This is a genomic window from Njordella calcicola (assembly GCF_056494125.1).
The window spans coordinates 3,627,216-3,641,519 of the sequence record NZ_CM151396.1; the positions used below are offsets into that span (position 1 = coordinate 3,627,216).

Annotated in this window: 13 protein-coding genes; 11 read left to right on the forward strand and 2 right to left on the reverse strand. The window is 54.1% G+C overall.

From position 1 onward, the window contains the following. The first annotated feature begins 63 nt into the window (after nucleotides 1-63). From SH302x_RS13900 to SH302x_RS13935, 8 genes are read left to right on the forward strand one after another with little or no spacing between them, the layout of a single operon-like run. A complete protein-coding gene (locus SH302x_RS13900; protein ID WP_479363006.1) occupies nucleotides 64-636 on the forward strand; it encodes a hypothetical protein in 573 nt (190 codons plus the stop codon). Continuing rightward, the gene (locus tag SH302x_RS13905) at nucleotides 614-1,984 is read left to right on the forward strand and encodes a glycosyltransferase family 25 protein (RefSeq protein WP_479363007.1); all 1,371 of its coding nucleotides are present in this window, start codon (nucleotides 614-616) and stop codon (nucleotides 1,982-1,984) included. The genes SH302x_RS13900 and SH302x_RS13905 overlap by 23 nt, the downstream gene beginning before the upstream one ends. Next, nucleotides 1,981-2,427, forward strand: coding sequence for a hypothetical protein (locus tag SH302x_RS13910; protein WP_479363008.1), 447 nt, complete (start codon nucleotides 1,981-1,983; stop codon nucleotides 2,425-2,427). Before SH302x_RS13905 ends, SH302x_RS13910 begins: the two co-directional genes overlap by 4 nt. A gap of 3 nt (nucleotides 2,428-2,430) precedes the next feature. After that, nucleotides 2,431-3,186 carry a glycosyltransferase family 2 protein gene (locus SH302x_RS13915; RefSeq protein WP_479363009.1) on the forward strand — a complete coding sequence of 252 codons (756 nt, stop codon included), beginning with the start codon at nucleotides 2,431-2,433 and terminating at the stop codon, nucleotides 3,184-3,186. Continuing rightward, complete coding sequence (locus SH302x_RS13920; protein WP_479363010.1) at nucleotides 3,179-3,907, forward strand: glycosyltransferase family 2 protein; 729 nt, start codon at nucleotides 3,179-3,181, stop codon at nucleotides 3,905-3,907. The genes SH302x_RS13915 and SH302x_RS13920 overlap by 8 nt, the downstream gene beginning before the upstream one ends. Beyond that, complete coding sequence (locus SH302x_RS13925; protein WP_479363011.1) at nucleotides 3,904-4,923, forward strand: hypothetical protein; 1,020 nt, start codon at nucleotides 3,904-3,906, stop codon at nucleotides 4,921-4,923. Before SH302x_RS13920 ends, SH302x_RS13925 begins: the two co-directional genes overlap by 4 nt. Next, a complete protein-coding gene (locus tag SH302x_RS13930; RefSeq protein ID WP_479363012.1) occupies nucleotides 4,895-5,707 on the forward strand; it encodes a radical SAM protein in 813 nt (270 codons plus the stop codon). The genes SH302x_RS13925 and SH302x_RS13930 overlap by 29 nt, the downstream gene beginning before the upstream one ends. Then, entirely contained in the window at nucleotides 5,704-6,066 is a 363-nt protein-coding gene (locus tag SH302x_RS13935) for a hypothetical protein (protein ID WP_479363013.1), read from the forward strand. The genes SH302x_RS13930 and SH302x_RS13935 overlap by 4 nt, the downstream gene beginning before the upstream one ends. 142 nt (nucleotides 6,067-6,208) lie before the next feature. Here SH302x_RS13935 and SH302x_RS13940 read toward each other — a convergent pair whose 3' ends face one another. Then, entirely contained in the window at nucleotides 6,209-6,838 is a 630-nt protein-coding gene (locus SH302x_RS13940) for a TetR/AcrR family transcriptional regulator (RefSeq protein ID WP_479363014.1), read from the reverse strand. Nucleotides 6,839-7,024: 186 nt separating this feature from the next. Then, the gene (locus tag SH302x_RS13945) at nucleotides 7,025-8,530 is read right to left on the reverse strand and encodes an efflux transporter outer membrane subunit (RefSeq protein WP_479363015.1); all 1,506 of its coding nucleotides are present in this window, start codon (nucleotides 8,528-8,530) and stop codon (nucleotides 7,025-7,027) included. 406 nt (nucleotides 8,531-8,936) lie between these two features. Between SH302x_RS13945 and SH302x_RS13950 the strand changes: the two genes are divergently transcribed. Genes SH302x_RS13950 through SH302x_RS13960 form a run of 3 tightly spaced genes read left to right on the forward strand, consistent with a single transcriptional unit; the run spans nucleotide 8,937 to nucleotide 14,172 of the window. Then, nucleotides 8,937-10,091 carry an efflux RND transporter periplasmic adaptor subunit gene (locus SH302x_RS13950; RefSeq protein WP_479363016.1) on the forward strand — a complete coding sequence of 385 codons (1,155 nt, stop codon included), beginning with the start codon at nucleotides 8,937-8,939 and terminating at the stop codon, nucleotides 10,089-10,091. Continuing rightward, nucleotides 10,088-13,150, forward strand: a complete 3,063-nt coding sequence (locus SH302x_RS13955) for an efflux RND transporter permease subunit (RefSeq protein ID WP_479363017.1) — start codon at nucleotides 10,088-10,090, stop codon at nucleotides 13,148-13,150. The genes SH302x_RS13950 and SH302x_RS13955 overlap by 4 nt, the downstream gene beginning before the upstream one ends. A gap of 50 nt (nucleotides 13,151-13,200) precedes the next feature. Next, nucleotides 13,201-14,172 (forward strand): alpha/beta hydrolase family protein, encoded by a 972-nt coding sequence (locus SH302x_RS13960; RefSeq protein WP_479363018.1) that lies wholly within the window; start codon nucleotides 13,201-13,203, stop codon nucleotides 14,170-14,172. Nucleotides 14,173-14,304: the final 132 nt, after the last annotated feature.

The window sequence follows — 14,304 nt, forward strand, 5'->3', positions numbered from 1 at the left end:
CGAAGTTGGCGATCCACCGAGTGGATCGGGTGGGTACGACGGTGAAGTTGTGGAGGTGGCAGCATGATGCATTGTCCCAATCTGACCAACGACAACCGCTGCCAGGTTGCCAGCCATCTGGCCGATTGCTCCGTCCAGGCTTCGTCCAGCGGCTGCCGAGCCTGCAGCGAGTGTTCGAATCCACAAGCTGTCAACCTCGTGACGATCGGTATGGCCATCGTCAACCGGCGTCGACGCAATCAAAACGTCGACGAACTCAAAACACTGCTGAAGAGCTACCTGCCCAATCAGGAAGAGCCCACGACGCTGCGGATCGCGGCTTACAAGCCAGGTCCCGGCAGTGAACTTCGCAAGATGCTCGCATGGTTCGCAAGACCAAGCGACACCTGCAAGTGTGAGACCCGCGCCGAGACCATGAATGATTGGGGCGTGGAAGGATGCCGTACGAATCTCGACACCATTATCGAATGGCTTTTGGAAGAAGCCCAGCTCAGAGGATTACCCCATGGAAAGTTTACTAGAACCATCGCCAAGTCACTCGTGCTCACTGCCATCCGCCGGTTCGAACGTAAGTTCCCAGACGGTGCACCCGAGCCCAACGAAGACGATTTCGATGCCGACGAAGAAGATCGTTGAACGTTGCTTCCTCATGAATCTCGATCGACGCGACGATCGTCTGCGCGAGTGGATGCAGCAACTACCGCAGCCATGGCCATTCCCAGACGTCGAGCGATTCGCAGCCATCGATGGTCGCAGACTAGCGACGCCCGAGCAGTGGCGTGCCGGCAATGGTGCCTGGGGCTGCTACCGTTCGCACTTGCTGATCCTGGAGAAATGTTTGCTTGAAGGGATCGATTCGTATGTTGTCTTCGAAGATGACGCAGGGTTCGTTCCCGACTTCGTTGAACACCTCGATGCATACGTTCGCGAACTTCCTGAAGACTGGGGACTAGCTTATCTCGGAGGCCAACACCTGTACGCTGCCAAACATCCGCCCAAGAAGATCAGCGACCACGTTTACCGACCTTACAACGTCAATCGCACACATGCCTTCATGGTGCGTGGTCGTGCAACGATGAAGACTCTCTATCGCCACCTCAACTGGAATGACTGGCACCTAAAGCACCACATCGATCATCACCTGGGGCGATTGACTCAGCGGCGATACGAAGCCCTTGTCCAAGGCAAGAATGTCGAGAAAGAGTCTATTCCGGTTTACACCCCCGATCGCTGGCTCGTCGGCCAACTGCCGACCAAGTCCAACATCTGCGGTCGCAAGTGGACCCAAACCAGGTTCTTCAACGATGCCAAGAATGCCGACCACAGCGACGCGCCGTTCTTCGCCGTCCTCGGGCCCCATCGCAGTGGAACAAGTTGCGTGGCAATGGTCATGCATCATTTGGGCGTTCACATGGGCAACGAACTCGGTGGCTACGAGGCAACTGGAGGTGGCGAGGCGATCGGGCTAGCGAACCTCTGTGAAAAGGCGATGCGATTCCCAGCGATCGATCCCAAGATCCCGGATGGTCAGCTTGCCAAGCAACTGAAGGCCTGGATCGTAACGCGGAAGGCAGAAGCCATTCGTGACCGCACTGTCGCTGGCGGCAAGTATCCGCATCTTTGCAGATTCGCAAGCCACCTCTCCGACGCTCTCGGTAACTCGCTGCGAATCATCGCCGTGGATCGCCCAATCGAAGCATCGATTCGTTCGCTTCAAGATCGAAGTAGCCGACATCCAGGCCAATGGTTCGCAGCCGGCGATGACGCCTGCGACAAGCTACAGCGTTCGCTTCTTGAACATCGCGAGACGTTCATTCAAGAGCATCCAGAAGTCCCCGTCCATCGGATCAACTTCGCCAAGCTAACGGAAGATCCCGAAACCGCAATCAATGAACTGATCGCATTCCTCGGCATTGAGCCCACTGCCGAAGAGATCGATTCGGCGATCGCCCACGTGAACCCGGAGTTGAGGAAGTTCGGATGACACCAGTGGAAGACGTCCTCGCCAAGATTCGACATCGATACCTCATCATCGGCTCCGGCGCACTGCGGTTGCATGGGATCGATTGGGAAGAAGGTGATCTCGACATTTGGCTTGATCCGAGTCTCAGCGATGACGATTGGCAAGCCTCTGTCGATGATGCCGCTGGTTCTCTCAAGCGACCGTGGAAGCGAGGCGAGCCAGACGGAGCCGGAGGCCTGCGTGCATCAACTCGCATCGCGTGCTCGCCACCGCTGGACGTGATGCGTGAAGTCATGGGCTGCACCGCTGACGATTTCGAGAAGGCCTTCGACAACTCCCTGATCTCGTTTTATGGAAACGTCGCTCCACTGAACTCGATCTTGCATATCAAACGCAGCGCGAAGCGTCTCAAAGACTATCGCCATGCCATCAAACTTGCTCGCAAACTCCTTAACGCGTGGTGAAACATGGAAGCAACTGTACCCATTCAAGACATTACCTTTTGCATCAAGACCATTCATCGGCCTTGGGCCTGCCATCGACTCGTCCAATCGCTTCGAAAGGAGTTCGGCGAACCCAAGATCGTTGTCGTCGACGATGGCCTGCCCGAACATTGGTTCTCGCGCAAGTATCCCGAGACCGCTAAACACTGCAAAGTGATTGACCTTGAGCAACACGATGTGGGCGTCGGAATTGGACGCAACACGGCCATTGATGCCGCCGACACCGAATTCATCTTCCTGCTCGATGACGATCAAATCGTCACACCAGAGCTACACCTCGATCGCGTCTACCAGCGGTTCATCGAGTACGAGCTCGACATTCTGGCTGTCCGTCAGGGCGCTGGTGGCCGGCCTATGCTTTTCAGCCCACTGATGAATGGCAGCCGCATCTGGATGCATCGAGGCGAACACAAACGCATCGGTGAAACCTGCTGGTGCGACATGGTCAGCAACGCATTCCTTGCGTGTCGCGACACGCTCGCCCGCGTTCGCTGGGATGACGAGATCAAAACGTACGAGCACTGGGAGTTTTTCTATCGGGCGTCCCAGATCGAGCATCTGCAAATTGCCGTTGCACTCGACTGCTCAGTAGTCCACGACCATGTGGCAGCTAAGCCTTACGGAGCTCTGCGAGCCCGACCCAAGTTCCGCCGATTGGGGCTTCGTAAACACGGCTTTGATTCACTGCGTTATCCAGGAGGAGGTATCGTCCATGCGTGATCGCGTCACATTCTGCATCAAGACCATCCATCGCCCTCATTGCTGCGCAACGCTCGTCCGCAGCATCTACGAGCATTGTGGCGATGACCGTCCGCTGATTTATGTTCTCGACGACGGGAAGCCTGAGCTGCGATTCTCGCTTACCTGTCCTGACGAAGCAGCGTTGGTCGATAGACTCATTGAGACCGAATATGACATCGGATTGTCGGCTGGTCGCAATCGTCTCGTTGAAGCCGCGCAAACTCGGATGGTGATCTTCTCCGATGACGATCACGTCGTTGGTCCGCAGACGCGACTGAATGATCTCGTGCGCAAGTTCGAATCGAGTCGGCTCGATCTATTGGCAACACTCAGCAAGCAACCACATCGCCCTCATCCGGACGGAACGCCCCGGCTGCTCACTTCGTCCGGTGGCGTACTTCACATTCCACGCGGTGAGTATCGGCGCATTGGTGACATCGCAGAGTGCGCATTCGTTTGTAACTGCTTCGTTGCCCATCGTGACATCTTGCAGGCCATTCGATGGGATGAAGAACTGAAGGTCGACGAGCACTGGGACTTCTTCTGGCGAGCCAAGATTGCCGGCGTCAGGGTTGGAGTGGCGATGGACCACGTATTTCCGCACATCCACGTCGATCCGCCGGCCTACACGCGACATCGACCAGTGTTCTTAAGAGCGGCTCTTCGTAAACACGGATTAAGGAAGGTACTTTGGAAATGAAGCGAGTCATCGCAATTCTGGATCTGCCACCGCGCCGTGCGGTACCGACAGTACGAGAGAGTGTCGAGGCTGCTGCCGAGCGATGGAACGCCGAGTTGCATTGGATTCGACGTCCTCTGCAACCATGCCATCCATTTTGGCAAAAGATGTTCGTCTGTGGTGATGTTGCAAAGCGGTTCGGTCCGTCGCATGTCCTGCAGATCGACAATGACATGGTTATTCGAAGCGACTGCCCATCGCCGTTCGAGTTGGCTCAACCCGGCCAATTCGCAATAGTTGCAGAACGCCAGTGCGCTCAAAACCGAATCGACAACGGCGGGTGGCAAAAGACAGCGCACGAGATTTGGGCCAAACGTTGTCGACTAAATCCCGCGCCGACCTGGATGCATCCTAACGGTGGACTGTATCTCTATGACACCGAGACGTTTGCTCGCATGTTCGAGCGAATCATCCAGTACTTGATCGTGACCTTCGGAGCCAACGATCAAGCAACGGATGAGTCGCTGATCATCAATCAACTGTGGAACGATCAACCTGAGACGATCGCATTTCTCCCGCCTGATTTCAACGTCAGCATGTTGCAGACGCCTGAGTGGGCAACCAATCCAGTGATGCAATCCTTTGTCTACCACTTCATTGGCCCCAGCAAATCGCATCTGGATCGATGTCGCTGGCAGCGAAGCAAACCGGCTGAATTGCCATTTCCTGACAACCGTCAATCGATCGAACTGATAAACGAGTGGAAAGACGATCCGCCAGCGAGCTACGACATTGGCTCAATATTTCGACCCGATCTCGCAGCGAACCTTCTGGCTGTTTATCCGAAGCTGCTCGTTTCAGGAACGTGGTCCGATGAGCTGACAGTTTACGACGAGAGACTGACGAGCTTGGATGAGACGTTCTCATCTCACTTGGTGCTTACTCGGTTTCTCATCCGCCTTGGCGTGAATGCTCGTCGTTTCAAGCTTCGTATCAAAGAGGGCGACGATGGAACGCTTCAGCTTGCCCGCTCTTGAGTACCACGTTGCTCATGGTTGCAACTTGTCCTGCCAGCAGTGTAGCCACTACAGCAATTTTCACTTGGCCGGCAGGTTGCCAACGGTCGCTGACGCGGAGTCCGAGTACTCGCAATGGTCGCATCGACTTAAGCCAACGCGATTCGCCTTGCTTGGCGGCGAGCCGCTGCTAAATCCTGCGATCTCGGAGCACATTCAGCTTGCTCGACAACACTGGCACGACAGTGAACTGATGCTGGTCACCAATGGATTCCTCATGCACCGCTTCCCAGAGTTGCCCCAGGTTCTCGTTGATACAGAGTGCCAACTTGAAATTAGCCAGCATGGAACACATCAAGACTACCTCGAACGGTTCCGCGACGTGAAAGCGATAGTGCGGAGTTGGCGTAAGCAGTATCCGAAGCTTCGCATCAACATTCGCAAATCGCACAAAGGCTGGATGCGGCAATACAACGTTATCGATGGCAAGCCGATGCCATTCAACTCCAAGCCAGACGCTGCGTATCGCGTCTGTATGCAGCGAACGTGCACCCAGCTTGTGAATGGCTGTCTCGCTAAATGTCCCGCACTCGCATATTGGCCACAGCTAGAGACAAAAGCCCACCTCGAATCCATTTCGGAGTGGGATTTGTTCCGTGACTACGAATCTTGCCCGCCAACAGCGAGCGACGACGAGCTTCGCTTATTCCTCGAAACCAAGTCGATTCCCCAGTGCGCGATGTGTCCTAGTAGGCGCGTCGCGTTTCGTCATCCCAGTCCCTTGCAAAGGAGTAACTTGCAATGATTGATAAGTTCAAACCCAAGATGCCACCGTACCCATTCATTCCACCCTTCGATCCGCCGTCAGAACAACCACCGTATATTCCACCGGAGAGTTCTGGAGGCGACGATGAAGGATCGTCAAGCGAAGACCCGGGCCCACGTCCGCCATGGTGGCCCGAGGATTGGCCTTGGCCGCCTCCACCAGATGAACCAGTGGTTATTGAAGCACCACCTCCGCTCCCCAACATCATCTGGCCGCGGCTTCCACCAGATCATCCCTATCACTTGCCACCAGGTTACCACTTCCCCGACAATCTGCCCGAAGGCCATCCAGGACACTATTACCCAGGCATGCCTCCCTACCCTGTACAACTACCTTGATGTTTGCAAGGGTGTCATTCTGAAACTTATTAAATAGCACTGCCTCAATTCTCAAGCACGGGGTCAAGACTGTAGTCGTTGAAGCCAAAACTTTCGCTGAACGGTCGACAATTACGAAATCTACTCCGATCGACTCGCCCCACTATTTGATGAGTCCGTGGAATAGGATGTTCATAATCTGCACGTGCCGTTCTTCAGGCTGTTGGCGTCGGCCGTTGATTCGGTCAGTGAAGATGATGCCGTACAGCAAGTCCGCGATGTGATCCAAGATTTGTTCGGCTGGCAGATCTTGTATTTCTCCCTTTTGCGCCAAATCGGTCAACAGCTCACGCCACGGTTCCATATTAGCTTCGCGGTGAGCAAAGTAGGTGGAATGGGTATGGTCTCGAAAAAAGACTCGTTCTTGAATAAACAGCTCAACGACCTCGGAGTTGTCATGGAAGAAAATCAGATAGCTGAGAACCGCTTGGCTTAGTTTTGCCAGTGGAGTGTGACTCGGGTCAACGCTGGATTGAATCGTCTCGTTCAAGCGATTAACGGCATCCTCCAGGCAGGCAGCAAATAGCTTTTCTTTGCTAGCGAAGTAACGGTATACCAATCCCTTGCTGATCTGAAGGTGGTCGGCGATGGATTGGATGTTTGTGTTGGTATACCCGTGCTCAGCGAAAAGTCGTGCCGCTACCTGCAGAATCTCCGCAATTCTGCGATCTCGAAGCTCAGGATCAACCGGCCGCCCTGGTGAGGGATGCTTTGTGCTGCTATCGCGCGACAATGAACGCTCCTCTCTCAGGGAAACCACGTTAAAAAGTTGGCAAACATTCGGCTTTGCACTTTCCAGGTCAGAAAACTGCATTCAACCAGTGGTGCTTCTGTAGCCATTGTACACACCAAGTGCTTTGTGTTTTCTAAAAGAACCAGGCATATTCAGGGCATCGACAAGCTCTTGTCACGAAACCGTCTAATCAATCTCGTCGAATGACTCGAGTGCTGGCATTGGTGCCGCTTCAATGACCGGATTCTGCGTCATAGCCTGATCGACAACTGGTGTGGAATTCTGCAGATTCCAGCCGCCGCCGAGTGCTTTGTAGAGGCGCACCACGCTCACCACAATATTGCCTTGGGCGGAAATCAATTCGTCCGTGATGAGTGTTAACTGACGTTGGGAATCGAGCACCGCCTGAAATGGGATGGCACCCGATGCGTATTGCTCAGTCGCATTGTCAACCCCCCGTTTCGCGGAAGCAACCGCTTGTTCAAGCTGCTCGGCGATTTCTTGATTGCGACGGTAGCTCACCATAGCATCTTCGACCTCTCCCACGGCGCTGAGCACCGATTGACGATACTGCAATTGTGCTTGACGGTATACAGATTCGGCGGCGTCAATTCCTCGAAGGACTCGACCGAAACTGAAAATGTTCCATCGCACTGCTGGGCCGACGCGCATTCCGAAGCTATCGCTCTCAAAAAGGCTTGAAAGGTTTTTTGTGTCCATTGTAAAGACGCCGGTTAAGGAAACGGACGGGTACAGCTCGGCCTGGGCTACTCCGATGCGCGCACCGGACGCGATGACTTTTTGTTCGGCGGCACGCACGTCAGGTCTCCTGCGGACTAAATCGTGTGGTATTCCGATGTCTATCTGAGCTGGAACGCGAGGAATTGAACTCGAAGGTTCAACGATGTCCAATAATCCCCGGGGTTGCTCGCCGCGCAAGATCGACAAGCGATTGATAATAATCTCCCGTTCACGCGCGAGATTTGGCACGCTCGCACGGGTCGAGTACAACTGCGCTTCGGCCTGAGCCACATCTAGGTCACTAATGGCTCCCGCCTCAAATCGTCGACGAGTAATAGCTAGCGTTTCCTCCTGGATCGCAATATTGGCGTTAGCTTGTTCGATTCTTGCTTCGATCACTCGCATTGAGACATATGATGCAGCCACGTCGCCAAGCATGCTAACTTGCAAAGCGTTCTTCGCTTCGGCAGTTGCGCGAAGATCGGCACAAGCCGCCTCCGTTAATCGCTTCACGCGACCAAATAAATCAACTTCCCAATTGACGTTGAAACCTGTGGACCACAAATCGAAGGGCGGGAACGGAACCCCCGAGATGCCCGCAGGATTGCCATTATCACTAATATCGATTCGGTTGTACGAAGCCTGATGGGTGACGGAAGGGAACAATCCGCTACGAGTTACGCCCACGCGTGCTCGAGCCTCTTGAATTCGTTCCGCAGCCTCCTGAATGGATAGATTTTGATCTGCGACTTGGTAAATCAATCGATGCATCGCTGGATCTTCGAAGTTCATCCACCAATGGTGGTCAGCCGCATTTCCTGGACCAAATCGTTCGTCGTGATGAGCGTGCCAGTCGGACATCAGCGGGTCGTGCGACGGTCGAACATTAGGCCCCACCACGCAGCCAGTGGCCGACAAGAACAGGCAAGTCGCAAGTAAGAAACCTGCCACGGTCGCGATCCGATCCACCCGCGGCAAGCCCCCAATTGATCGAACGACCCTACCAGACGTAGTCTGAATTTGGCAGTCTTCAGGAATCGCCCCTCTACGTGGTAGACGGAGGGCAGTTTGGAACCAGGATTTATTGCCATCCTTTTCGAAGGAATTCTTTAGGTCGCGTGAAACTTTGCGGCTGAAAACGCATGTCGCCGACTTGAATGACTCGCGGGTCATGTTATTCTACCTGTTTTGATTTTCATTTATGTGACCGGCCAGTCATAAAACTCGAGCACTTGGCTGTATAGTCGGCATTTCCGCGTTGTTAGGCTTAATGCTCGTAACCGTAGTTAGCCTTAGACGGGTAAACAGGTTTGGGAAAACTAGGAGAAATTTTGTGTTTAGGCAATATATTGCTGCTATGAGCTGGCCCCCGATCGGTGTGCAAACGATAATTCGAGTCACTCAAGCCTTGATAGCCAAGTCCAGCCAACCAGGGTACTTCCAGCCTTGGTTAGCTGTCATGTGGGCATTGGGGTTCGCTTTGGCGGCTGGATGTAACGAGCATCACGAATCGGTGGAGCCTTTCAGGTATGAAGGTCCCCGGAAAGTGAAAACGGCTGCGTTAGAGTCAATCGTTGATAATGTGTTTGCTCAGACTGGGACGATACGTGCGCGACGCGAAATACCGCTGGCCTTTCAGGTACCCGGCCGGATTACCAGTCGGCATGTCGATACGGGTATGACCGTCCGTGCGGGCGATGTGTTGCTGGAACTGGATCGGAAGGACTTCGATGACCAGCTTTCAGCCGCTGTGGCTCAATTGCGAGCCGTTGAGGCGGAGGCGCGCGATTCCGAACGAGAGCTCCAGCGTCAAAAGCAAATGATCACGACCAAAGCCACCAGCCAAATGGCACTCGACAAAGCACTGGCGGCCGTCGATGCCGTGACTCAGCGAGTCGTTGCCACTCAATCGCAGTTAGCTTTGGCCAAAAATTCTCTGGAGTACACCCAGCTTCGGGCTCCCGTGGATGGTCTGTTGGTTGATGTCTTTGGCCAAGCGGGGCAAGTCGTTGGCGTGGGGCAAGAAGTTGCTCGCCTAGCGGAATCGGGAGAACTGGAAGTCGAGGTGGCTTTACCCCAATCGTTGATCGGAAATGTGCCTCAAAACGGCGAATGCTTTCTCAATGGCGGAGAGAAACGATTTCTCATTGAGCTGCGTGAGGTCTCGGGATCAGCAGATCCGATGAGCCGTACTTGGCGGGCTAGGTACCGGGTTCTTAAACCCGAAACTGCTTCCTTACCGCTTGGGTCGATTGTTCGCGTCCGCCTCAAGCTGTCAGATGTCGATCCCTATCTGAAACGAGTCCCCATTGCAGCCATAGATGAACGGGGAGATCAACCGCGTGTCTGGTTGCTGGAAGAAGGCAAAGCAAATCCTCATTCTGTGGAGATTGTCGAATACAACGGGGAGTATTGCAAAATTCGTAGCCAACTACCTGATGGTGCGCCCGTCATTTCCATGGGAACCCACCTGCTGGAAAAAGGAATGTTCGTGGAGGCGATCCAGCAATGAGTTTCCCCAACCTATCCGCATTAGCTGTTCGTGAACGGTCTCTCACTCTATTCTTCATGCTTCTGGCGTTGGCCTCAGGGGCCTACGCTTTTCTGTCTCTTGGGCGTGCTGAAGACCCGGCATTCAAGATTCGAGCTTTGGTCGTGTCGGCAATCTGGCCGGGGGCAACGGCTCAAGAGATGGTCGATCAAGTTGCCGATCGATTGGAAAAGCGATTTCAAGAGGTACCCTATTTCTACCGAGTCGAAACGACTGCCCGGCCTGGTCGGGTCGACATGGTAGTTGAATTCCATGACTATACTCCTGCCAAAGAACTGCCCGAGGTGCTGTACGAAGTTCGCAAGCGAATGTTGGACGACGCCCCTTTCTTGCCTCAGGGCGTGATTGGGCCGATTGTCAACGATGATTTTGCGGATGTCTACTTTAACCTCTTGACAGTAACGGCCCCACAAGTCCCCATGAAGGATATTGTGCGAATCGCTGAGCAAACACGCGACCGACTTTCCCGCGTTCCGGGCGTGCAGAAAGCAGTTCTGATCGGCGAGCGTGCAGAGCGGGTTTATATCGAGTTTGATATGGTCAAGCTCAACTCATTGGGAATAGCCGCTACATCTGTTTTCGAGGCCATCCAAGCCCAGAACCAATTGGTTCCCGCAGGCTTGATTGAAACCGGCGGCCCACGCATCTATTTTCGTTCCGGCGCAGATCTCTCGGACATCGAACGTATCCAACGCCTTCCCATTCGAATCGGTGATCAGCTGATCCAATTGTCGGAACTGGCTGAAGTTCACACCGGCTATGAAGAACCGCCACTCTTTTTGGTTCGTTCGGGTGGCGAAGATGCCCTATTGGTTGGTGTAGTGATGGCGAATGGAGAGAACGGGCTCGAGCTAGGAGATCGTTTAAAGAGTTTTTTGGAGGAAGAGCAATCGCGATTGCCATTAGGGGTCGAGCTACGTCAGTTCACGAACCAAGCCGAGGCGATTTCCCAAGCGGTCGACCTGTTTCAGGTTAAGTTTCTGGTTGCCCTTGGTGTGGTGATGTTAGTGACGCTTTTAGCGTTGGGATTACGCGCCGGTTTAATTGTCGGCATTGCAGTACCAGTGACGCTGGGCATTACGTTTGTGGTCATGAGTATCGTGGGGATCAACTTAGATCGTATCACGCTGGGTGCATTGATTATCTCGCTAGGCTTGTTAGTCGACGACGCCATGATTTCGATCGAGATGATGATTGTAAAGCTGGAAGAGGGCTGGGATCGGGTAAGCGCGGCGGCTCACGCCTGGGACGTGACCGCCGCACCTATGCTATTCGGTACTTTGGTTACGGTGGCAGGTTTTGTACCGATTGGGTTCGCTCGCTCTGGTGTAGGTGAATATGCGGGAAATATCTTTTGGGTACTTTTATATTCTCTAATGGTTTCTTGGGTCGTAGCCGTGACTTTCACACCCTACTTAGGTGTGATGCTGCTTCCAAATTATAAGAAGCATGATGCGGACCACGATATCTATCAGACTCGAGCTTTCCGCATTTTCCGGTCATTGGTTCGCGGTTGCTTGAGATTTCGCTGGCTCGTCATCCTTGCAACTTTTGGGGCTCTGGGCTTATCCATCGTTGGTTTAGCAGGTCCCGTGAAAAAGCAGTTCTTTCCTGGATCTGACCGCCCCGAAGTTCTCATCAACGTCTACATGCCGCAGGGCACTTCGATTCAAGCAACTGAAGCTGTCGTGCGACGATTGGAGGCAGTCGTCGAAGACATTCCCGAGTTCGACCGCTACGCCAGTTTCATTGGGGCAGGTGCTCCGCGGTTTTTCATTTCACTCAATCCAGAACAGCCTGACGGTTCCTTTGGCAAGGTCGTTGCCATTGCGAATGATTCCCATGACCGCGACATCGCCATCAACAAAATTAGAAAGGTGATATCGGAAGGGGCGTTCCCCGAAGCTCGGGTACGCGTCGACAGATTGCTATTTGGACCGGCCTCTGCTTGGCCGGTAGGTATACGGGTAATCGGTCCTGACCCGCAGAAACTTCGAGAAATTGCTGGCAGGGTTCGTGAAATCATGGTTGCCCACCCGCACACGGACAATGTCAACCTTGCATGGAATGAGAGAGTCCCGGTTTACCGGCTCAATGTGGATGTGGACCGATTGCGAGCCATCGGTTTGACCCCCATTGATGTCGCCCGACAGTCTCAGTTTTCGTTCGACGGAGTCCCAGTCACCGAACTGCGACAAGACATTCGAACTGTTGAATTGCGCGCTCGCGGGTTATCAAGTGTCAAGCAGATCGAAGCGTTGCAAGGGCTAGAGATCAAGACACAGGACGGAAGAACGATCCCGGTTGCACAACTAGGGGAATTGCAGGTCGACTTCGAAGAACCTGTTGTACAGCGATATAACAGGGAATTAATGCTTGCCGTTCAGTCCGACGTGATTGGAGCCGAATCGCCAGACGTTGCGGCCCAAGTCTGGCAGGATCTAACCGAGTTACGGACCGAATTGCCTGCTGGCTATCAGTTGACGCAAGCGGGGACGGTAGAAAATTCGGAAAAGGCCAACGCTTCGATCAACAAACTCGGGCCCGTTATGCTCGGATTGATGCTCATCTCAATCATGCTTCAGGTGCGCACCTTTAACGGTGCCTTTACCACACTGGCGACTGCTCCACTGGGGTTGATTGGTGCCGTGGCTGCCTTGCTAATTTTCAATCAACCATTTGGATTCGTTGCTTTGCTAGGCCTGATCGGATTAGCAGGGATTCTAATGCGTAACACATTGATTTTGACCCAGCAGGTCTCTGACAATTTTGCCGCTGGCATGTCGCCTGAAGATTCCATTGTTGAAGCGGTAGTGCGTCGAGCTAGACCGGTGATTTTGACGGCATTGGCTGCCATGTTTGCCTTCATCCCTTTGACCCACGATACGTTTTGGGGACCAATGGCCTACGTCCTCATAGGCGGAATCGCATCCGGAACCGTCATCACACTGTTAGCGGTTCCTGCTTTGTGTAGCCGGTATTTCCTCGCTCGACAGCGCCGTGACGTTCCGAGTAAATAACGATACTTCTTTCGAAATTTGGAGACCGTGATACGACAAGCCGAGAGGACATGATGAATCGATTATTTGAAAGCTCTCTGCTGAACCATGTGGCGGCGTCCAGTCTCCGATTCGACTACACGCCATTGCTCACAGCCAAGGCACAGCCCGAACAGAAGGATTTGGTGGTCAAGGATGAGAAACGGTCGCGCGAGATTCCAATTCGCGTCTACCTGCCCACGGGCCAGGCGACTGCGCCCGTCGTGGTGTTCAGCCACGGACTCGGCGGCAACCGCGAAGGCTCTGCATTTCTGGGCAAGCATTGGGCCGCGCGGGGGTATGTCGCAGTTTTTCTGCAACATCCAGGAAGCGACGACTGCGTCTGGAAGGACAAATCCTTGGCCCAGCGCCGGGCTCTGTTAAAGCAAGCAGCGACTCTAGAGAATCTTCTCCTTCGGGCTCAGGATATACCCGCTGTGCTTGATCAACTCGAAGTTTGGAACATGGAAACCGCGCACGCTTTCGCGGGTCGATTGGACCAAAAGCGGATCGGCATGTCGGGTCACTCATTCGGCGCGGCGACGACGCAGGCGGTCAGTGGCCAGACGTTTCCGATGGGCCAACACGCCGGCGATCTTCGCATTAAAGCCGCCGTCGTGATGAGCCCCACCCGTCCGCTTACCGGAGATACACAACAGGCCTTCGGCGCGGTAAAGATTCCCTGGCTGCTGCTCACCGGGACGAAAGACACGACGATCTTCAACAGAACCGATGCGAAGTCACGGCTCGTAGTCTTCCCAGCGCTGCCCTCGGGTCGCAAATACGAACTAGTGCTTAACAAGGCGAAGCACTCGGTCTTCACCGAACGCGCGTTGCCGCGCGAGACCGCGTCATGCAATCCGAACCATCACCGGGCGATTCTGGCGGTGACGACCGCATTCTGGGATGCGTACCTGTGCGATGATACCGAGGCCCGGAAGTGGCTAGACGGCGAGACTGTGCGGAGCGTACTTGAGAAGGACGATCAGTGGCGGAAGAAATAAGCCGCTCGCCGCAAAGACCGATCCGCGAATTATCGGGAGACATTGCTGGAACTGCTATTCGCAGGCGTTGTGGCGCACCAACAATCGACGGCGGGCTGCGTGAATTCTGGGACAATCCAAGATGCTCACGGA

Excerpts from the sequence above, each read along its gene's own strand:
- SH302x_RS13900 (WP_479363006.1), top strand. The coding sequence starts at position 64 with ATGATGCATTGTCCCAATCTGACCAACGACAACCGCTGCCAGGTTGCC.
- SH302x_RS13905 (WP_479363007.1), top strand. The coding sequence starts at position 614 with ATGCCGACGAAGAAGATCGTTGAACGTTGCTTCCTCATGAATCTCGAT.
- SH302x_RS13910 (WP_479363008.1), top strand. The coding sequence starts at position 1,981 with ATGACACCAGTGGAAGACGTCCTCGCCAAGATTCGACATCGATACCTC.
- SH302x_RS13915 (WP_479363009.1), top strand. The coding sequence starts at position 2,431 with ATGGAAGCAACTGTACCCATTCAAGACATTACCTTTTGCATCAAGACC.
- SH302x_RS13920 (WP_479363010.1), top strand. The coding sequence starts at position 3,179 with ATGCGTGATCGCGTCACATTCTGCATCAAGACCATCCATCGCCCTCAT.
- SH302x_RS13925 (WP_479363011.1), top strand. The coding sequence starts at position 3,904 with ATGAAGCGAGTCATCGCAATTCTGGATCTGCCACCGCGCCGTGCGGTA.
- SH302x_RS13930 (WP_479363012.1), top strand. The coding sequence starts at position 4,895 with ATGGAACGCTTCAGCTTGCCCGCTCTTGAGTACCACGTTGCTCATGGT.
- SH302x_RS13935 (WP_479363013.1), top strand. The coding sequence starts at position 5,704 with ATGATTGATAAGTTCAAACCCAAGATGCCACCGTACCCATTCATTCCA.
- SH302x_RS13950 (WP_479363016.1), top strand. The coding sequence starts at position 8,937 with ATGAGCTGGCCCCCGATCGGTGTGCAAACGATAATTCGAGTCACTCAA.
- SH302x_RS13955 (WP_479363017.1), top strand. The coding sequence starts at position 10,088 with ATGAGTTTCCCCAACCTATCCGCATTAGCTGTTCGTGAACGGTCTCTC.
- SH302x_RS13960 (WP_479363018.1), top strand. The coding sequence starts at position 13,201 with ATGATGAATCGATTATTTGAAAGCTCTCTGCTGAACCATGTGGCGGCG.